We start from the raw sequence: 18,228 nt of genomic DNA, 5'->3' as shown, positions 1-18,228 counted from the left end.
TATATTTAAACTATAATGATTTATACTTTTGTGTAGGGATATGGCAATAGCACACAAAACCATGTTTCAAAAAAAGAAAGTATCATTGCTTTGAATTAGCAAGAACTTTCCACTTAATAAGAATTCCATCTTCCATTTTATCAGCATCAATAAGCTCGAGTTTCTGTATCTCTTTCTCGCTAAAACCTTCACCATCCGTAAAGGTAGGTGCGGTCTTTCCGCCAATTATCAGGTTTCCAAGAAAAGTGTATATCTCATCAACAAGCCCGTTTGATATCATTCCCCAGTTGAGTGTTGCACCGCCTTCAACCATCAGGCGGTCAATTCCCTGGGTTTTGAGCTCTGACATTGCTTGTTTAAGGTCTACGCTATCTTTTCCTGCAACAACAATTGTTGCCTGCTTTTTCAGAAGTGCTACTTTATCTGCTGGAGCGGATTCTGAAATCAATATGATACGTTTTCCTTCGCCTTTTTTAAATATGTCAGCATCAACAGGTGTCCTTGCTTTGCTGTCAACAACAACCCTTGCAGGATTCTCATCCTTACCTGCTGCAATCCTTTCTTCTTTGAGTTCAGCAGATTTCACTGTCAGACTTGGATCATCGGCGAGTACTGTTCCAATGCCCACCATCACAGCATCAGATCCTGCACGCAACTTATCCATGCGGTTGAAATCGATCTGGCCTGAAATCCTTACTTGCTTTCTTTCTTTTGTGGAAATCTTGCCGTCGGCAGACATTGCCGAATTTATAAATGTAAATGGGCGTTCCATTGGAATCACTATTAAAAAAAGATTATCTGGGTATTGCTACCCATAAAATAATTAGTTTTCAACGATAGCTTTCATGAGGTAGCGGTCACGCAGAAGTCCCAGGAATTTCTGGTTTGCATTGACGACTGGAATCTGATCAATCTTGTTCCTCTTCATCTTCAATGCACATTCGCTGACACCTGATATGTATGCAGCTTTTACAAGGTCACTGACCATTACTTCCTTTACTGGTATGTCAGGTACTTTAACTCTTGAAACGCTGTAGTAAATACTCATAGTGTCTCTCATGGATTCCCATGTCCATTCATCGTCATCTGATCCTGCGGACATGTCTGACATCTCAACGGAATCCTCTATGACACTTGCACTTATGACATCACGATCAGTGAGAATACCTACGACTTCAAGGTTGTTGTCTATTACAGGAGCAGCCTTTGCTTTTGCAAGTTCCATTACTCTTGCAGCAACATTTAGAGGCGTGTCAGTCCAGATTGGGACAACAGTTGTGTTCATGAATTGTCCAACATGATCAGTTAAGTTGAGTTCTGCAATGGATGCAACAATGTCAGCAACAGATATGATACCTACAAGTTTTTCATCCTTTACAACAGGAAGTCTTCTGATATTGTGTTCCAGAAGTATCTTTGCAGCATCAACAATACTTTTGTCAGGATCTATTGTTATTGGGTTGCGGGTCATTAAAAGCGCAAGCTGTTCTTCTTCCGGATTTCTCAAAAGGTTAGCTCTGCTCACAACACCTACAATCTTTCCATCTTTTAATACTGGTACACCAGATACTCTTTTCTCTTTGAGCAAGGTATGAACTTCATCTCTTGATCCCGGAAGGGTTGCATATGCAACTTCTGTTCTCATTATACTGGAGACTTTGATGTTTTTTGGCATGGTGAAACTCCTTACTTTTCCTCTTCAGAGTCACCTCGTACTACAAGTACAGGTACTTTTGAGTTTCTTGTTACCTTTTCGGCCACACTTCCAAGCAGGAATCTATCAATTCCTGTTTTTCCGAGAGTTCCCATTACTATGAGGTCAATATTGTTATTGTCGGCAAACTCGATGATCTCATGACTTGGATTGCCTTCCAGAACAACGGATTCAAAGGTGATGCCTTCTTTCTTTGCCAATTCTTCAACTGTATCAGTAGCTCCGTTTGCTTCTTTTTCCAGAAGTTCATACATCATTTCCCAACCGGCATCCATGGGTATTGATGTAAAAGCCGCAGTATCAACAACATATCCTGCATATAGTTTAGCACCACTCATTTTAGCAAGTTCTATGCCGTGAATAACAGCTTTTTCATTTTGTTTGGATCCATCGGTTGCAATAAATATATTTTTATACAGAGTACTTGTCATTGTCCCTCTCCTTAGTAACTATATCCCTGTTTAAATTATTACAGATAGTATGTCATCAGGTCGCGCTCTTCTTACAATCCCGCTGATTACTTCCCTTGTGCCAGCAAGATTGCTCGAATTACCGTTAATGATCATTATTTTGGCTTTATTTCCTTCCAGAATAGAACCGGTGTTCTCAAGCCCTAATATTGTTGCTCCCATAAGCGTACACATCATAAATACTTGTCTGTCCTCTATGCCAAAAATTTTAGATAAAATCTCCATCTCAGAGAACATGTTTACCGAATTAAGCATTACATTATCGGTTCCGACTGCCACTTTAATGCCTTCGTCCAGCATTTTTGCAATAGGTGCCATTCCAACACCAGTGATAAAATTAGATCGCGGACAAACTACTATGGGTATGCTTTCCTCTGCAACCTTTTTTAGGTCAGACAGTTCTGCATGTGTCAAGTGGATCAATATATCAGGATCAAGTGATAATGCCTTGTCAATGTCACTTTTGTCATTCTCTCCGGAATGTATCGCAAATGTTGCACCATATTTTTTTGTTTTCTCTCTTGCAGTCTCAAGTACGCTCATATCCACATCATTAGCGCCACTCATTCCAAGTCCATCGGCATTTACCAGAATCTCATCCAATTCAGCACAGAGTTTGTCCGTATCTCCTGTTTGCAGTGGCCTGGCAAATATTCTTTCTTCTATTTCTGATGAACTAAGGGCTTCTTTGAGAACACTGATCCCATTAACTCCACCTTCTCTGAAATCTGCAAAAGCGCAGGTACCTGTGTAATTCATGTCACTGATCGAGCTTTTCATGGCCTCAATCATTTCATCACGTGGAGTGCTGTTCAGTATGCGATGTTTTAGACCTTCAGGTGGTTTAACAAGCTGGTCCAGATCTCTTTTGACATAGTGTCCAACGGTTTCACCAAGAACAGGGTCCTTGCAGACAGAATCACCTATATGGGTGTGTGCATTTACAAAACAGGGAGCAATGATTATTTGTGAATCATTTTTTTTCTCATGCACTTCCTTAATGATGCCGTCCTCTACTACAATATAACCTTCAATGACCTCTGCTTCAGGTCCGTATATTATTTTCCCGGATATTGTCTGTTCCCATGACATGAACATTCATTAATTGCTTTAATCCTTTATAAGCACTTATCAAGTATATGTTTCCAGTTTACCTTTTAGGCTTTTTTTAGACGCTATATTTATATGTCTCTCCTGTAGTAGGTAAACATGCGTATTGTTAGGTCCTTGCATGAGAGCATGGCAGAGCCTATCTGTGATTGTACAGACAACCTCAATACGCTACATTGGATAGTGCGATAAAGCCTGTCACGAGGGAAACTGGGAAGGACAGCGGAAATTCCAATAGGATGATCTCCCGGAGTTAGTGCGTCAGACGACAGCATTATCCTTCTTTTCATACAATCATTTGTTTTGTTCGTTCGATGTTATCTGGAATATGGAAAATTGGTACAATGACTTTTGAGGATGCATTAAAAGAAGTAGATTCCGGGGTTATTATTGATATTGAGGTAACACCCGGCTCAAAGGTTCTCTGTGTGCCAAGCGGTTATAATCTATGGAGAAAACGTATCGAGGTACGTTTATCTCAGAATGCTCAGAAAGGCAAGGCCAATGAGCAACTGGTTTCTGCTCTTGCAGACTTGTTTGGATTGCGTAGTTCTGATGTATCTTTTGTAAATGGGATGCATAACTCCAAAAAATCTCTTCTTTTGCAGAATGCTGATTATTTCCATATCATAACAGTTCTTAGAGAAAAACTGCCTGATGATGTTGTTTAATATTGTCGTTTCTGTCATATTTTTGCCTATCTTAATACTTTCACCTCGCTTGCCTTCTCTTAATATATGCAGAAGACAATCTAGTATCTGAGGTGAAATACATGGATGAATATTTCGAAAACCTGGTAGATAGAGCATACTACTATGAACAGTTTGATCAATTCGTTCGCTATTACAAGTAAATTAATCAAATCCTGTCGCAACGATTCCCTCCCAATCCCAAAATGTTTGCTTTTGATTGCGACAGGTATTACTTGTAATAGTATCTCTTTTTAAAATCAATTTTGTTTCATGCATTGAAAGGTTATTCTTTAATCAAATGAAATGCAATTCACGTTCATAATTGACCAATAAACGTGACCTTCTTATTCAGGATAATTGTCATGCGACCACGAAAACCCGGCTCAAAAAGATATTTGAAAGCTCCTTTGATCGTATATGAAAAAAGGATGGAACTAATGGACAAATTACTTGGTGAGTTGCAAGATTTTGTGGACCAGGGTTCAATTATTGTCGTGGAAGGAAAAAGGGATGTAATTGCATTAAAGTCTCTTGGTATTCATGGCGATTTCCGGCTGGCTACGCATCATTCTCTTGTCAATTTCTGCGAGGATCTTAAAAAGACCGGGAAGCAAATAGTGATTCTTACTGACTGGGATCGTAGAGGCAACATACTTGTTGATAAACTTGTAGGGAATTTACATTCACTTGGGGTAAATCCGGATACGAGAATTAGAGAACTTATCATTTCCCTTGTACAAAAAGACATAAAAGATATCGAAAGCCTGCCGGGTTACGTTGAAAAACTAAAACAGATAACCAAAGGTACGGATGAAACCGATTATTTTTAATTACAGTACACTTTTTTAGTGGTGTTGGGGTTCAAAACTACGCTCAAATTCCGGATATAGTTCAGATTTGTCCATTAGCTCGTCATAAACATCATGTCTTGGACTAACTATAACTACATGGGCAGGAGGATGTATCTTCCTTAATTTACTGATTGCAGCACCTGCATTATTATCAAGTTCTACAAGTGCAGCAGAATTGCATCTGGCTTTAAGTGTTACTCCTGCAACACTAACCAGAAGATTATCCGCATAAACAGGTTCTATTCTTTTCGGTTTTGACACAAACTTCATTCTTCCGTAATGCTCGAGATCATGTAATGCAACATTGACTTTGTCGGCATTGTCACCCCTGATTACAGCAAAAGATTTAACTCCAATCCCCATTCCAGAAAACCCCCATGTGTAATTTTTTCATATGTATATCTCGTGGTTTACGTGTTTTAGGCTCCCGCACCTAATGCCTGGATTTCCTAGTATAGGTATAATCTTAACTTTTTACAGTAATAAACCTTTCCATTCTAGGAAATACAGAACTAAAATGATATTACACATTAATATTTTCGAGGTGTATATTATTTTCCAAGTTCTTTGGAACGTTTTGAGGATTCAATAACAGCCTGCATGAAGGCAGATCTGATTCCGTATTCTTCAAGAACTTTAATTCCTCTGATGGTTGTTCCTGCAGGAGATGTAACCATATCCTTCAGTTCACCCGGATGAGTTTCAGTTTCAAGTGCCATTTTTGCAGCACCAAGGATGGTCTGGGCTGCAAGTACGAGTGCACTCTTCCTGTCAAGTCCTTCATACACCGCGCCATCTGCCATTGCTTCAATAACCGGGAAGATATATGCAGGTCCGCTACCGGAGAGTCCTGTTACTGCATCCATGAGGTTCTCAGTAACCTGAATGGCACTTCCAACTGCACCAAATATCTCCAGAGCATCCTCTGCATCTTCTTTTGATGCATTGCTTCCCTGGGTTATAGCAGAAGCAGCTTCAGCAACAGTTGCTGCAATGTTTGGCATAACTCTTATGACTCTGGTTCCATCATTGAATTCGCTTTCAATATCTGCAATTTTGACACCGGCTGCAATGGAAATTACTAGTTTGTCAGAATCGATGTCATCTTTTATACCCGCAATAACCTTCTTGATAATCTGTGGTTTTATTGCAAGTACAATAATGTCTGAATTATTTACAGTATCTATATTGTCTGTAGATACGTTAATCCCTACATTCTGTTTAAGTTCATCAAGGGATGGCTCGTAGAGATCACTTGCATATACGTTGGATGGGGAAAAAAGACCTGCATTGCATATTCCTTTAATTAATGCACTGCCCATTTTTCCGGTTCCGATAAATCCGAGTTTTTTACCTTCAAGGCTCATTTTATCACTCTGGTAATTTCAATAATTTATTTTCTCTTGATGGTCACTATGTCCCCAAGAGTTGTTCCACGGTTAAGTCTTTCACCACTCCAATCATTATCTCCGGTTCTTTCCGTGAGCTTGATATCGAGTGCTTTCTCTATCTTCTGACGAACATCGTCCTCAGGTACGATCTCTTCACGTTCTATCTTTTTGATAAGTGTTGCCTTTTCCTTTATCTTGGAAGCAAGCTGGTCATGTGACCACTTTTTTCTCTCTCTTGCTTCTTTTATTGCATGTCCGTATTCATCTACAAGTTCGTCAACAATCATTCCAGAGGCTTTCCTTTTTGGTCTGCTGCTTCCTGTTGCAGAAGCTGGCCTACGGCTTACAGGTGCAATTTTCTTGGACACTGGACTGCGCTTTCCTGCTGCAGTTCCATATTGTGAACATCTTCCACATACTGTAAGTTCACTACCGTCAATATTAACTTTAAAAGAACCGCCTCTGATCTCGGCGCCACATATTTCACACTGCATAGATCTTCAACTCATAAAGTGTCTACTATCATCTTTACGAAAGGGCTATATACCGTTCGCACTTAAATAGTATTCGGAGGCACATGAGCGAGACCAGCGACAGTGACTTTGAGCATAGCAGGTATGATTTTACCGCTGTGAACAAAGCCGACTATGACTATGTCGGTACAGATAATGAGGAAGATTTTTCCAAATATCTGTTAGACCGAATGAGACAGTTAGAGTCCAGGAATACTCTCCTGAAGGAACAATGCGACCAGATCGAGTCGGAAAAACGTTTTGTTGAGAGCCAGAAACTCAAATACGAACGTGAGGTGCGCAGACTGCAGGCGGAAGTTGATCGTCTGAAAACGGTTCCTCTTGTAGTGGCAACTATAATGGATGTCATTTCTGAGGAAAAAGTGCTTGTCAGAAGTTCCACTGGACCGCAATTCATGGTCAATGTATCCCAGTACCTGAGTGAAGAATCTTTAGTTCCGGGTGCAAAAGTTGCATTGAACCAGCAGACACTTGCGATCGTGGAAGTAATCCCGACAAGCGAAGACCCTGCAGTTTCAGCAATGGAGGTAATAGAGTCACAGGATGTGGACTACGAAGATATAGGTGGACTTGATTCTCAGATACAGGAACTTATAGAATCTGTGGAATTACCACTGACAAAACCGGAATCTTTTGAGCGTATAGGTATCACTCCACCAAAAGGTGTTCTCCTGTACGGTGAGCCCGGTACCGGAAAGACATTACTGGCAAAAGCCGTTGCACACAGGACCGAAGCTACTTACATCAGGGTGGTAGGTTCCGAACTGATACAGAAATACATTGGTGACGGTTCAAAACTTGTCAGGGAACTCTTCGAAATGGCAAGGAAAAAATCTCCGAGTATCATCTTCATTGATGAACTGGATGCAATTGCTTCAAGACGTCTTAATGATACTAACGGCGCAGACCGTGAAGTCCAGAGGACACTCATGCAGTTGCTTGCGGAAATGGATGGTTTTGATAACAGGGGTGATGTGAGAATTATTGCAGCCACTAACAGGCTTGATGTTCTTGACCCTGCAATTCTAAGACCAGGAAGGTTTGACAGGATAGTCAATGTACCAATGCCGGATGAAGAAGCACGTGCGAATATATTTAAGATTCACACTCGTTTCATGTCTGTTGCAGATGACCTTGACTACAGAAAACTCGCAAAACTGACCGAGAATGCAAGCGGTGCAGATCTGAATGCCATTGCCATGGAAGCAGGTATGCTTGCTGTAAGGCTTGACAAAGAAACGATCACAATGGCTGATTTCCTTGAGTCTGTACAGAAGGTAATGTCAAAGAAAGAAACTAAAGAGGAAGTTCTTCCGGAAGGAATGTTCATCTAACATTCCTGCTGGTAAGTTACTTCACTACCTTTTTTCATATTATTTTTTGTGAATAGCGTACACCGTAATTTTCACATTAAAGACGAGATCCGTATACTGGGCATAGATGATTCTGCGCTTATCAGCAATAAGATCATTATAGTCGGAGCCTTCTTTCGCGGTGGAAAATGGCTTGATGGTGTACTTCGCTCAGAGATTACCAGAGATGGCCTGGACGCAACAGATAGCATAGTTTCAATGGTGAACAACAGTAAACATTTGACTCAGATTCGTGCCATAATGCTAGATGGTGTCACTTACGGCGGTTTTAATCCGGTTGATATTGTTGATCTATATGAAAAAACCAATGTTCCGGTAATCGTCCTGATGCGAGACCTTCCGGATTTTTTAAGCATAGAAAAGGCTCTTTCATTTTTGCCAGAATCTGAAACAAGGATGGAAATTATAAGAAAAGCCGGAAAGATCAGTAGTGTGATAACAAAAGATGATAACAATCCTGTTTTCTTCCAATGTTGCGGGCTGGATTATGAAATAGCCGCAAAAATAATAAAAATGACATCAACAAGGAGCAATATCCCTGAGCCACTTAGAGTTGCTCATTTGATTGCTACGGGGATTGTCCTTGGTGAATCAAGAGGAAAGGCGTGATCCTGCTCATAAAAGCAAGCCTATTCCTCTAATTTGAATCTTACTTTGCCTTGTTGACCAGATCAACACCCTCGTTCATAAGGGCATCTGCTCTTTCTTTTGTCTTAGATTCAGCAAATATTCTGATTATTGGCTCGGTTCCAGAAGGTCTTATAAGCACCCATCCGTCATCATACCAGACTTTAACTCCGTCTGTGATGTCAACTTCATTGTCTTCTGCAAGGACTTCTTTCTTGACTTTCTCCATAGTTGCAGTTGAGTCCTCGATCCTTATCTTTGTCTTTGAGTTAAAGTATTCAGGTACGCTCCGGGCGAGTTCTGAAAGTTTCTGCCCGTTTGCAATAATTTCAAGGAATTTGGCACATGCCATGGCTCCGTCACGACAATACTGATGTTCCGGGAAAATAAGCCCTCCATTGCCTTCGCCTCCGAAGACTGCATCAATTTCCATCATCTTACGTGCTACATTAATGGAACCCACGGCTGTCCATGCAAGTTCAACACCTGCTTCATTGGCAACATCGAGCATACGTGATGAGGAACTGACCGGGGTGACTATTGGTCCTTTTTTCCTTGCAAGGACATATTTTGCCATCATTGCAAGCTGGATTTCTTCCTCGATGAAATTACCATTCTCATCAAAGAATACGGCACGGTCTGCATCTCCGTCCTGTGCAACTCCCATGTTTGCACCGGACAATTTCACAATGTCAGCAAGTTCAGTGAGTACATCTGGTGTTGGTTCCGGGTTTCTCCATGGGAAATTACCATCTACCTGTCCGTTGATGGTTATTACCTCACATCCTAGTTTCTGGAGGAGGAATGGTAATGTTACAGAGCCTGCTCCGCATCCGGTGTCCACAACGACCTTGAATTTCTTCTCACGGATGAGCTCATAGTCAACTGAATTGATTATTCCGTCAAGATAAAATTCGTTGGCATTGCTGTCGTGGCGAAGGTCTCCTGTCTTTTCCCATGATGCAGTACTGAATTCTTTGGAGTAGTATATTTTCTCAATTTCCCTTTCCCCTTCGCGTGACATTTCACTACCGTCACCTGCGATGAGTTTGATACCGTTGTACTCTCTTGGATTGTGGGATGCAGTTACAACAATTCCTGCATCGGCATATTCCTTCACATAATATTGGACAGAAGGTGTCGGGCAAATCCCTACATCAATAACCGTGAGTCCTGCAGAAAGTGCACCGGCAATAGCGGCGGATTTTAACATCTCACCAGAAGCTCTTGTATCCCTGCCGATTGCAACTACACCTTTTGAACCCATATAGGTCCCAAGACTTCTTGCAACATCGATTGCCAGTTGTGGAGTTATGTATTCGTTCGCTATACCCCTTACTCCGTTTGTTCCGAAAAATGCCATCAATTATCACCGTTGTTAAAAGTATTGCAGGTATATGTCATAACTTTGTTTTATGTCTTATGAGGGAATCGGTATTTTTGATTTCTTGTATGCTTCTATCAGTATTTTTGTGGGATTATTCTTAATATCCTATTAAGCGTATAGTCATCAAATGATTAAGTCCAAAATCGAACAGCTTAAAAAAGATATTGGCTCCTATGAAAGTGCCCTGGTGGCATTTTCCGGTGGAGTTGACAGCGCTACAGTTGCATTTCTGGCTCACGAAATACTTGGGGATAAAGCAATTGCTGTGACTGTAAATACTCATTCATTTCCTGACAGGGAACTCAAAGCAGCAAAAGAAGTTGCCGCAGAGATTGGAATTGAGCACAGGGTTCTGGACCTGAATGAATTATCTTTCCCTCAAATTACAGAGAATAGTCCTGAAAGATGCTATTATTGCAAGAAAGAGATTCTGGCATTAATGGATCAGTTCAGGATAAAACATGGTATGGATATAATTCTTGAAGGTAGCAATTCTTCAGATCTTCTGTCTTATCGTCCCGGTAAAAAGGCAATAGATGAAGCTGGAAATATAGTGCATTCTCCTTTAATGGCTCTGGATATTAGCAAGAAAGAGGTGCGACAGATAGCAAGCGAACTGGGTCTTTCAGTTGCAGAGCAAATGCCTTCTCCATGTCTTGCTTCAAGGTTCCCATATGGTGATAAGTTAACAGAGGATGGGATTAAAAAGGTGGAGCTTGCTGAGTCTTTCCTTTATGATAAAGGTTTACGGGGATTTAGGGTGCGTGACCACAAAGGCATTGCACGCATAGAAGTAAGTCCAGATGACATGTCAGAGCTGTTAGATATCAAAGAAGAGCTTGTCAGTTACTTTAAAGATATCGGTTTTAAATATGTCACACTTGATCTTGAAGGTTTCAGAAGCGGAAGCATGGATGAAGTTCTTTTATCGCAAAAAGATCTTTGATCGTTCAATGGAAATTGCGTTAATGCAACAGATTTAATACCTGTAAGCAATCTGTGTTGTCCCTGTAATTAGTATTTGAAGGTGACAGGTATGCTGACATTAGGTATCGTTAACACATATGATAAGATCAAAGTGCTGGATGCCCATTACAGGGCAATTGCAAGAGCTGCACCTATATGTTATGCATACGGATTTTCTCTTGCTCTTTATGACTTTCCTTTTAATATGGATGCGGATGAACTTGTGGAATTTGTTGCTGATAAGACCACCATTGGTGAATCCGGTAAATACCTGAAGTTGCTTCATGAGAAAAAACACCTTTTTGTGTTTGACCTTCCAAAGAAAGGTTTCCAGCCGCAGTTCGGTTCGGTGGTCGTTACAACTTCAAAACCAGAAAAGAAGTTCAGCATTACTCCGGAAACCTTCGCAGATGAGATAATGAATAACAAATCTTTCCTCGTGCTTGTGGGACTTGGTCGCAAAGGACTTCCAAAGGATCTATTCAGTCTTGCGAGGTATCATCTTGATATTACCTCACAGGGTGTTTCGCTTGAAACATGCACAGCAATCGGCTGCATACCTTCTTACGTCATGGGAATTGTTCGCACAAAGAGTTCATTAAAATAAGCAGAGGACTTTATTTAGTATCAATTGTATACTCTTTTTATGCGTCTGAGCATTTTTTATTCAGGGGAGTTTGGAAAGAAGGTTGTAGGCAACCTTGTCAATTCAGACCGTTTTTGTGTTTCATGTGGTGATCTCTGTGACCACTGCCGCGAACCAAGAATGAGTTTTGCACCTATGATCGTAGGTCTTTTTGAATTAAGAACTGATCTTCCTGATTTTGTAGAGGATACAGATGAGTATATTCCATCCAATCTACCGGTCGCAGATTTGATTCTAGCCATCGACCTTCACCCTGATCTTATGATGTCAGTACCTGATATTGCTCTGTCAAGCAATGCAAAGGCAGTTATCATCCCTGTTGACGACTCCCGTCTGGTTCCGGCAGGCCTTACCGAACAGATAAGAAAAAAGCTGGAATCACAAGGTATTGAGTTTGAAAGTCCAAAACCGTTCTGTTCACTGGAGCTAACCGGAAAACCCACAATTGATGAGTTCGTAAAACTGGGATTTGGTCGACCTTTACTTAAAATTGATGTTGATAATACCAATGGTATTTTTACACACGTTGAAGTTATCAGGGATGCTCCCTGCGGTTCAACATGGTTCGTTGCCAAGAAACTGAAATGGTCAGATGTCAAAGATTACAAGGAAACCATTTCAGGGGCTCATCATTCATATCCCTGTACTGCAAGTATGGAAAAAGACGCACAGATAGGCGATACTATTCTGCATGAAGCCGGTTATATTATCAGAAAAAGCGTAGAAGATGCAATGGATAATTAGTTTCAAAAAAGAAATTAAAAAAGGAGTTTAAGTTTACTCCTTTCTGCGCTGGAAGATGAATGCCAGTCCAATAATTGCTGCAATTGGCAGAGCAATTGTTGGGAACTCTGGGATTCCTGGATCTCCAGGGCAGTAGTGTGAAAGGGTTATCTTTGCATTACTGTCTAGGGTGGTTCCATCTGGCAGTTTGTAAGTTACTGTTACCGTCATGTCATCGAGTGTATCAAACTCGTAATAAGGTACGGTATAGAAATCCATATTGTTACCCTGCTTCGACTGGTAATCAACTGGAGTATCACCGTCAACTTGAATCTGGGCATCAGTTACATTAGTTGCACCTAGAAAAACCCAGTGCAGGTACCCATCTTCAGAAACAGGTGCGTTAGCATCACTGCAATTATATTGGGCTGAGCTTAGACCTTGAGATTGATCCCAATTTATGGTGCCTGTAATCTCGGCTGCTGCCAGTTGCATGCCAGCAACCAGCAAAATCATTGTTATTATTAATATTTTCTTCATTAAATCCACCACCATCCTGTGTATGATTTATTTAAATCGATATGTAACCTTCTCTTTCTCTTTGGATATATACTTTATCAAAACATTCAATAAGTCATTATCATTATAATGATGATGTCCGTGATTTGCAAAAGATTACTAAAAAATCAGTTATTACTGAAATCTGCCTCTCCATTATATATTTCTATAAATTCTCACTATAGGGTTGTAATGGTCGACAAAGTTTCCATTGTAAAATGTGATAATTATTCTCATTCAAAAGAATGCATCATTGAAGCGCTTTCTCTGATAGGTGGCCTGAAGTCCATAATCTCCGAAGGTGACCGTGTGCTTCTAAAACCAAATGTTCTTGCCGCACGCAAACCTGAAGATGCTGTAACGACCCACCCGTCTATAGTTGCCGCAATGTGTGAACTGGTAAAGGATGCAGGAGGTATCCCTGTAATTGGTGATGGTGCAGGGATTACCAGACCTGGTGCAACAGCTCATGCATTCAAAGTATCAGGTATTGAGGCTGTGGCAAAATCCCAGGGTGTCCAGCTCCTCAATTTTCAGACAGAAGGTTATGTTGAAATGGAGGTTCCTGGTGCAATGCGTTTTCCGAAGCTTCATATCTCTAAAGCGATCACGGATGCTGATGTGATAATATCGCTTCCGAAGATAAAAACTCACGAACTGACATATTACACAGGTGCCGTTAAGAACATGTTCGGTGCATTGCCGCTCAAGACCAGAAAGGAAATGCATCTTCTGGGTGACAGGAAGCTCTTTGGAGAAGCTGTTATTGATTTATATTCAATTGCCAAACCTCATCTTGCTGTAATGGATGCAGTTGTAGGTATGGAAGGTAATGGCCCTGCTCATGGAAATCCAATCAAGACCGGTGCAATCATGGCATCATATGATTGCGTGTCGCTGGATGTGATTGGTTCAGGAATAATGGGTGTCGATCCTATGCAGGTTCCGACAACAGTTGCAGCTCTTAAACGTGGGTTTGGTAGCAGGAATCCTGAAGTAGTCGGTATTGATCCAAAAACAGTCACACAGAAGTACAAACCATCAAGTGGTGGTATTCTTTTTAGTCTGCCACCTTTTGTTATGCGGTTCTTTGGTAGGCAGTTTGAAATGAAGCCAAAAATCAATACTTCAAAATGTGTCCTTTGTGGTGCTTGTGCAATGAATTGCTCTGTGAAGGCAATTGATGAAATTGATGACCACTTAAAGATCAATAAGGACAAATGCATTATGTGCTACTGTTGCCGGGAACTATGCCCTGCAAATGCAGTTGATATTGATATGTCCTTAGTTGCAAAGGTAATCACAACTGTAAAAAGATAACTTCGGACAATAGGCATTTTAGAAGAATTTCAAAATACAAAAAATCCAAAAATAGAATTGTATGTCAGCTTAAAGCTGGCATACTTCACTCTTGCGGAGCCAGTCAATATCAGAGTGATACAACTGGCGCAGGTCCTTGAGTCCGAGTTTCAGCATTGCAAGCCTGCTGACTCCAAGTCCCCATGCAAGTACAGGGTATTTGATTCCAAGTGGTGCTGTAACTTCTTTCCTGAATACGCCTGCTCCGCCAAGCTCAACCCAACCAAGTCCGTCAACGTAGACTTCCGGCTCAACGCTTGGTTCTGTGTATGGGAAGTATCCCGGTCTGAATCTTATATCTTCAAATCCCATTCTGTAATAGAACTCAGCAAGGCACCCCAGAAGGTTTGAGAATGACATGTCCTTGTCCATAACAACACCTTCAAGCTGCTCAAATTCTGGTGTGTGGGTTGGATCAATTGTCTCTCTGCGATATGCCCTGTCAATTGAGAACGCCTTTACAGGTGCTTCCGGGTTGTCTGCCAGGTATTTGATTGTCAGTGACGTGGTGTGGGTTCTAAGCACATTCCTGCAGGCAATATCTTCGCTCCATTTACCTCCCCAACCTGTAGATCCAGTTTCGCCACCGTTCTCGTGTACTGCACAGACTTTATCTTTATATTCGAGAGGAAGTTCTGATCTGCTGGAAAGATGGAATGTATCCTGCATTTCTCTTGCAGGGTGGTCCTGTGGCTGGAACAGTGAATCGAAATTCCAGAATGAGCTCTGAACTGCTTCTCCCTTGATCTCTGTGAATCCCATGTCAAGGAAGATACGTCTCATTTCATCAATGAGGCGCTGGTATGGGTGAATCTTTGCTCCGTATATAGGTCTTGGAGCTGTGTGAATGTTATATGGTCTGAACTTCTTCTCTTTCCATTCTCCGCTTTTCAGGAGTTCGGATGTGAGTTGTGCGACCTCTTCTTCAACAGTGATTCCTGCCACAACAAGTTCCTTACCTTCAGATGTGATGCAGATTTTCCTTTTCTTGTTTTCAGTCTTAACTACAAGCTTGCGTTTAATGAGGTCATTAATGACTTTCTTGTCAGCTCCAAGTTCCTCAAATGTCTTTGCTTCACCTGCAAATGCTTCCAGAATTTTTTCATCCTCTCCTTTTTCAGCATTGCTGGTTGGAACTATCATTCCTTTTTCAATTCCTGCCCAGCCCTTGCGACGAAGCCATCCGGTAGCAATGCCCGCAACAGCAGGATTGAATTTATCCTTAAGCTCATCCATTGAGGTCGGACCTGAGATAGCATCAATTATCTGTCTTTCAGGCAGTCCTTCCTGAGCATACTTCTTTCCTTCATCTGTAAGCTCAAAGATCTCTGTAATTGTTTCATCTACCTGGGCAAGTCCTTTCTCTTCAAGTAAAAAAGCAGCCTGCATTGAAGTTTCCGTTTTCATTTCAGACTTATCAGCAAGTTCATCCGGACTTGCATCTTTTAGATTCTCCAATGCGATCAATACATTTTTCTCATTGGATGTAAGGTTGTACTGGGAGCTCATAATCACACCTGTTAAATTGAGTTAGTAAATCCTGTTATTGATAATAATTGTAATAATACTCGTTAGTTTGACTATTTGATAATTGGGTTATAGTCCGTATTCGTCAAGCCTGTCCTTTGCGACTTCACGTAGTTCCTGATGTTCTTTCAGGAACTTTTCAGTTCTCTCGGCTGCAAGGGCTTTACAGTGTCCGCACATTCTGGTTCCTTCACAGCATTCAGTGTATATCTGTGCAAGTTCCTCGTCATCATCTACAAGGTGGAATAGGAACATTTCATAAACAGAACATTTCTCCGGTTCGCCGCCAAGTTTTTTCTGTTCTTCAAGGTTTATTCTGCCACCGGTCTTTGCCTTTTTCACTTTCTTTGCAGCACCTTTTGGTTCTTCGGTAAGTGAAATATAACTCTCAGGTATACTGCTTGACATCTTTCCACCCTGAAGTCCTGACATGAACCTGTGGTATGTGGATGAAGGCGGAACAAATGCATAACCTCCAAATTCAAGTTCCACGTCCTGTACGATCTTCATGAGACTTTCAAAGTTGTCTGCACTGAAAACATCAACATGTCCTTCAAAGAGTTTGGTTTTGCCTGGAATGCGCTGACTTAATTCTTTAAGAGCTTCTTCTGGCGCTGCTTTGCTGCGGATACTGAAATATCTGTTTCCTTCCTTGTCTTCCCTGCCTTCGATCTTGAACATATTCATCTTATGTCCAAGTCCTCTTGTAAGCCTGATATGCGGGTCCTGATCAGAACCTACTGGAATAACGGCTGGTTTTGGTCCTCCATATTCCTCAAGTTGAGGGTGAAGTATGTCCGCACTCTGTGTTACAGCACTTAGCATGTGTGCGACATTTGTCTCCCCTGTAAAACCATAGATTGCACTGAGTTCAGAGTAGTTTGCCTTTGAACTTAATTCGAATGCAAGGTCTTTAACCTGCTCAGATTTCGACTGGAAGTAAATATGTCCGTTTGGTTCAAATCCAAGGGCAATCAGGCTGACAATGTATTCATTAATACCAATGTCATTGCATCTTTCCCATGACATGCCTCTGACGGCATGAGCTTCACGGTCTGCAATTCCGACAAATGCATCAGCACCCTGCTGCTGGTGCCAGATGATCTCTTCCATAACCATCTTGTGTCCAAGATGGATTTTTCCAGAAGGCATGAACCCACTCATAACTGAGAACGGTTTGTTGTTGTTCATTGCATCAGTGATGCGGTTATAGTTCCTGTGGCCAAAGATTATCTTTCGGCTCATGAACTTGTGAGGATTCTCAATCTCCCGGACCATATCATCGAATGGCTGAATACCAAATTCATCGAATAATTTGGAATAATCATCAATGTTCAATGCGCTCCAGGGGTCGATCTTCATGTTCATATGTTGCCTCTTAATCTCCTGTTTCTCGGATTTTTTAATTTAGTGTCCGCCACTTAAAATTGTTAGTAAAAATACGTTGTGATATGTAAAGGTTCTTATTGCATTTCAGCCCGCACATATAAAAATAAATCAAAGTAGCAACAAATATTTTATACAATAGTGTATATTTGCAGAATAGGACTAGATTTCATGGGGAAATGTCAATGGATATAACCTTCTTTCATTTTGCAGCATTGTTTTTCGGTTTACTCACATTATATAATTTGTATTCTGCCCGAAGGTATGGGGAAAGCTATCTTCCTGTAGTAGTAGGTATAATGATGCTTATTTCATTGGTTTTGTTTATCTTTCTTCCATGGCAATATGGTTATATTGCTTTCCTGCTAACTGCGATGTTTTCTGTGGCAATGTACAGGAAATCATGTGACATCCAGAAAGAAAAAATGAAGCGCTTTATTGGAGATTCAAACGACAATGATTCTCTAAAACTTATTGATTACTTTACCGGGTGGAAACTACTTCATCGCTGGAATAAGAAATATGGTCCGAAAAAAGCTTCTTTTATTAATTCGGCTATTATGTGGATATTCGGTATCGTTCTTGCATTCCTGCTATCTTATATTTGGCCCGACACTTTTGAGAATATGCGCCACAGTATTTTTCTCATTATGACAGCAGTCATGATTGGTTTTTACTGGCAGAATAAAAGACTGCTGGAAAGCCTTGAAAACGGCAATCCGGTAAAAGAATAAAAAAAATAGGCTCTGTAGAAAACCTACCCCCTATTTTATTTTGACATATTAATTTAAAAAGGATTAATCCCCTTAGCATTATCTGCTACCGAAAACACAAAGGGGATGATTGTGTTTTGTCTAATAAGTACTTAAAGTTTGTTGATACAGCGTTAGCTGTATCAGGAAAGTCACACCTTCA

At 40.9% G+C, this 18,228-nt stretch carries 20 protein-coding genes and 1 pseudogene; 10 read left to right on the top strand and 11 right to left on the bottom strand.

Going from position 1 to position 18,228, the window contains the following annotated elements:
- Positions 1–82: 82 nt before the first annotated feature.
- Genes FKV42_RS04175 through FKV42_RS04160 form a run of 4 tightly spaced genes read right to left on the bottom strand, consistent with a single transcriptional unit; the run spans position 83 to position 3,276 of the window.
- Positions 83–772, bottom strand: coding sequence for a 2,5-diamino-6-(ribosylamino)-4(3H)-pyrimidinone 5'-phosphate reductase (locus tag FKV42_RS04175; protein WP_154808994.1), 690 nt, complete (start codon positions 770–772; stop codon positions 83–85).
- 51 nt (positions 773–823) lie between these two features.
- Positions 824–1,675: a CBS domain-containing protein gene (locus FKV42_RS04170; protein ID WP_154808993.1), complete on the bottom strand. Its 852-nt coding sequence runs from the start codon at positions 1,673–1,675 to the stop codon at positions 824–826.
- 11 nt (positions 1,676–1,686) lie between these two features.
- Complete coding sequence (locus FKV42_RS04165; protein WP_154808992.1) at positions 1,687–2,145, bottom strand: universal stress protein; 459 nt, start codon at positions 2,143–2,145, stop codon at positions 1,687–1,689.
- A gap of 30 nt (positions 2,146–2,175) precedes the next feature.
- Positions 2,176–3,276 (bottom strand): amidohydrolase family protein, encoded by a 1,101-nt coding sequence (locus tag FKV42_RS04160; RefSeq protein ID WP_154808991.1) that lies wholly within the window; start codon positions 3,274–3,276, stop codon positions 2,176–2,178.
- Positions 3,277–3,608: 332 nt separating this feature from the next.
- Between FKV42_RS04160 and FKV42_RS04155 the strand changes: the two genes are divergently transcribed.
- Positions 3,609–3,965 (top strand): DUF167 domain-containing protein, encoded by a 357-nt coding sequence (locus tag FKV42_RS04155; protein WP_463510145.1) that lies wholly within the window; start codon positions 3,609–3,611, stop codon positions 3,963–3,965.
- A gap of 383 nt (positions 3,966–4,348) precedes the next feature.
- The gene (locus tag FKV42_RS04150) at positions 4,349–4,816 is read left to right on the top strand and encodes a toprim domain-containing protein (protein ID WP_154808990.1); all 468 of its coding nucleotides are present in this window, start codon (positions 4,349–4,351) and stop codon (positions 4,814–4,816) included.
- Between the two features lie 15 nt (positions 4,817–4,831).
- On the opposite strand, the gene FKV42_RS04145 is transcribed toward FKV42_RS04150, so the two are convergent.
- From FKV42_RS04145 to FKV42_RS04135, 3 genes are all read right to left on the bottom strand, one after another.
- Positions 4,832–5,200 (bottom strand): DUF356 domain-containing protein, encoded by a 369-nt coding sequence (locus FKV42_RS04145; protein ID WP_154808989.1) that lies wholly within the window; start codon positions 5,198–5,200, stop codon positions 4,832–4,834.
- 188 nt (positions 5,201–5,388) lie between these two features.
- Positions 5,389–6,204 (bottom strand): pyrroline-5-carboxylate reductase, encoded by an 816-nt coding sequence (gene proC, locus FKV42_RS04140; protein WP_154808988.1) that lies wholly within the window; start codon positions 6,202–6,204, stop codon positions 5,389–5,391.
- Between the two features lie 26 nt (positions 6,205–6,230).
- A complete protein-coding gene (locus FKV42_RS04135) occupies positions 6,231–6,722 on the bottom strand; it encodes a multiprotein bridging factor aMBF1 (protein WP_154808987.1) in 492 nt (163 codons plus the stop codon).
- Between the two features lie 83 nt (positions 6,723–6,805).
- Here FKV42_RS04135 and FKV42_RS04130 point away from each other — a divergent pair, with 83 nt between their 5' ends.
- Together FKV42_RS04130 and FKV42_RS04125 are read left to right on the top strand one after the other, a co-directional pair.
- Positions 6,806–8,095 carry a proteasome-activating nucleotidase gene (locus FKV42_RS04130; protein ID WP_154808986.1) on the top strand — a complete coding sequence of 430 codons (1,290 nt, stop codon included), beginning with the start codon at positions 6,806–6,808 and terminating at the stop codon, positions 8,093–8,095.
- 48 nt (positions 8,096–8,143) lie between these two features.
- Positions 8,144–8,743: an endonuclease dU gene (locus FKV42_RS04125; protein ID WP_154808985.1), complete on the top strand. Its 600-nt coding sequence runs from the start codon at positions 8,144–8,146 to the stop codon at positions 8,741–8,743.
- A gap of 40 nt (positions 8,744–8,783) precedes the next feature.
- Here FKV42_RS04125 and glmM read toward each other — a convergent pair whose 3' ends face one another.
- Complete coding sequence (gene glmM / locus FKV42_RS04120; RefSeq protein ID WP_154808984.1) at positions 8,784–10,124, bottom strand: phosphoglucosamine mutase; 1,341 nt, start codon at positions 10,122–10,124, stop codon at positions 8,784–8,786.
- Positions 10,125–10,275: 151 nt separating this feature from the next.
- Between glmM and larE the strand changes: the two genes are divergently transcribed.
- The 3 genes from larE (at position 10,276) to FKV42_RS04105 (ending at position 12,504) form a co-directional block, all read left to right on the top strand.
- The gene (larE, locus tag FKV42_RS04115) at positions 10,276–11,094 is read left to right on the top strand and encodes an ATP-dependent sacrificial sulfur transferase LarE (RefSeq protein ID WP_154808983.1); all 819 of its coding nucleotides are present in this window, start codon (positions 10,276–10,278) and stop codon (positions 11,092–11,094) included.
- A 90-nt stretch (positions 11,095–11,184) separates the two neighbouring features.
- On the top strand, positions 11,185–11,721 hold the full coding sequence (locus FKV42_RS04110) for a DUF531 domain-containing protein (RefSeq protein WP_154808982.1): 537 nt from the start codon (positions 11,185–11,187) through the stop codon (positions 11,719–11,721).
- 39 nt (positions 11,722–11,760) lie between these two features.
- A complete protein-coding gene (locus FKV42_RS04105) occupies positions 11,761–12,504 on the top strand; it encodes a DUF166 domain-containing protein (RefSeq protein WP_154808981.1) in 744 nt (247 codons plus the stop codon).
- A gap of 33 nt (positions 12,505–12,537) precedes the next feature.
- Here the strand turns inward: FKV42_RS04105 and FKV42_RS14090 are convergent, their stop codons facing one another.
- Entirely contained in the window at positions 12,538–12,999 is a 462-nt protein-coding gene (locus FKV42_RS14090) for a PEF-CTERM sorting domain-containing protein (RefSeq protein ID WP_230375490.1), read from the bottom strand.
- Positions 13,000–13,233: 234 nt separating this feature from the next.
- On the opposite strand from FKV42_RS14090, the gene FKV42_RS04095 reads away from it, so the two are divergent.
- Complete coding sequence (locus tag FKV42_RS04095) at positions 13,234–14,361, top strand: DUF362 domain-containing protein (protein ID WP_154808980.1); 1,128 nt, start codon at positions 13,234–13,236, stop codon at positions 14,359–14,361.
- Positions 14,362–14,430: 69 nt separating this feature from the next.
- On the opposite strand, the gene pheS is transcribed toward FKV42_RS04095, so the two are convergent.
- Together pheS and FKV42_RS04085 are read right to left on the bottom strand one after the other, a co-directional pair.
- A complete protein-coding gene (pheS, locus tag FKV42_RS04090) occupies positions 14,431–15,909 on the bottom strand; it encodes a phenylalanine--tRNA ligase subunit alpha (protein WP_154808979.1) in 1,479 nt (492 codons plus the stop codon).
- Between the two features lie 87 nt (positions 15,910–15,996).
- Complete coding sequence (locus FKV42_RS04085; RefSeq protein WP_154808978.1) at positions 15,997–17,295, bottom strand: tryptophan--tRNA ligase; 1,299 nt, start codon at positions 17,293–17,295, stop codon at positions 15,997–15,999.
- A gap of 203 nt (positions 17,296–17,498) precedes the next feature.
- Here FKV42_RS04085 and FKV42_RS04080 point away from each other — a divergent pair, with 203 nt between their 5' ends.
- A complete protein-coding gene (locus FKV42_RS04080) occupies positions 17,499–18,047 on the top strand; it encodes a hypothetical protein (RefSeq protein ID WP_154808977.1) in 549 nt (182 codons plus the stop codon).
- Between the two features lie 80 nt (positions 18,048–18,127).
- Positions 18,128–18,228 (top strand): annotated as a pseudogene (locus FKV42_RS14335) (IS5/IS1182 family transposase); the annotation flags it as partial.

Source organism: Methanolobus vulcani (assembly GCF_006546655.1).
Taxonomy (GTDB): Archaea; Halobacteriota; Methanosarcinia; order Methanosarcinales; family Methanosarcinaceae; genus Methanolobus; species Methanolobus vulcani_A.
Note: the sequence above shows the minus strand (reverse complement) of the source record. Positions and strands in the feature narration are given on the sequence as shown.

Bases quoted from the DNA above. Each gene is read 5' to 3' on its own strand.
- larE (WP_154808983.1), top strand. From the start codon at position 10,276: ATGATTAAGTCCAAAATCGAACAGCTTAAAAAAGATATTGGCTCCTAT.
- FKV42_RS14090 (WP_230375490.1), bottom strand. From the start codon at position 12,999: ATGATTTTGCTGGTTGCTGGCATGCAACTGGCAGCAGCCGAGATTACA.
- FKV42_RS04155 (WP_463510145.1), top strand. From the start codon at position 3,609: ATGTTATCTGGAATATGGAAAATTGGTACAATGACTTTTGAGGATGCA.
- FKV42_RS04105 (WP_154808981.1), top strand. From the start codon at position 11,761: ATGCGTCTGAGCATTTTTTATTCAGGGGAGTTTGGAAAGAAGGTTGTA.
- FKV42_RS04085 (WP_154808978.1), bottom strand. From the start codon at position 17,295: ATGAACATGAAGATCGACCCCTGGAGCGCATTGAACATTGATGATTAT.
- glmM (WP_154808984.1), bottom strand. From the start codon at position 10,124: ATGGCATTTTTCGGAACAAACGGAGTAAGGGGTATAGCGAACGAATAC.
- proC (WP_154808988.1), bottom strand. From the start codon at position 6,204: ATGAGCCTTGAAGGTAAAAAACTCGGATTTATCGGAACCGGAAAAATG.
- FKV42_RS04130 (WP_154808986.1), top strand. From the start codon at position 6,806: ATGAGCGAGACCAGCGACAGTGACTTTGAGCATAGCAGGTATGATTTT.
- FKV42_RS04145 (WP_154808989.1), bottom strand. From the start codon at position 5,200: ATGGGGATTGGAGTTAAATCTTTTGCTGTAATCAGGGGTGACAATGCC.
- FKV42_RS04175 (WP_154808994.1), bottom strand. From the start codon at position 772: ATGGAACGCCCATTTACATTTATAAATTCGGCAATGTCTGCCGACGGC.
- FKV42_RS04160 (WP_154808991.1), bottom strand. From the start codon at position 3,276: ATGTCATGGGAACAGACAATATCCGGGAAAATAATATACGGACCTGAA.
- FKV42_RS04110 (WP_154808982.1), top strand. From the start codon at position 11,185: ATGCTGACATTAGGTATCGTTAACACATATGATAAGATCAAAGTGCTG.
- FKV42_RS04150 (WP_154808990.1), top strand. From the start codon at position 4,349: ATGCGACCACGAAAACCCGGCTCAAAAAGATATTTGAAAGCTCCTTTG.
- FKV42_RS04095 (WP_154808980.1), top strand. From the start codon at position 13,234: ATGGTCGACAAAGTTTCCATTGTAAAATGTGATAATTATTCTCATTCA.
- FKV42_RS04135 (WP_154808987.1), bottom strand. From the start codon at position 6,722: ATGCAGTGTGAAATATGTGGCGCCGAGATCAGAGGCGGTTCTTTTAAA.
- FKV42_RS04080 (WP_154808977.1), top strand. From the start codon at position 17,499: ATGGATATAACCTTCTTTCATTTTGCAGCATTGTTTTTCGGTTTACTC.
- FKV42_RS04170 (WP_154808993.1), bottom strand. From the start codon at position 1,675: ATGCCAAAAAACATCAAAGTCTCCAGTATAATGAGAACAGAAGTTGCA.
- FKV42_RS04165 (WP_154808992.1), bottom strand. From the start codon at position 2,145: ATGACAAGTACTCTGTATAAAAATATATTTATTGCAACCGATGGATCC.
- pheS (WP_154808979.1), bottom strand. From the start codon at position 15,909: ATGAGCTCCCAGTACAACCTTACATCCAATGAGAAAAATGTATTGATC.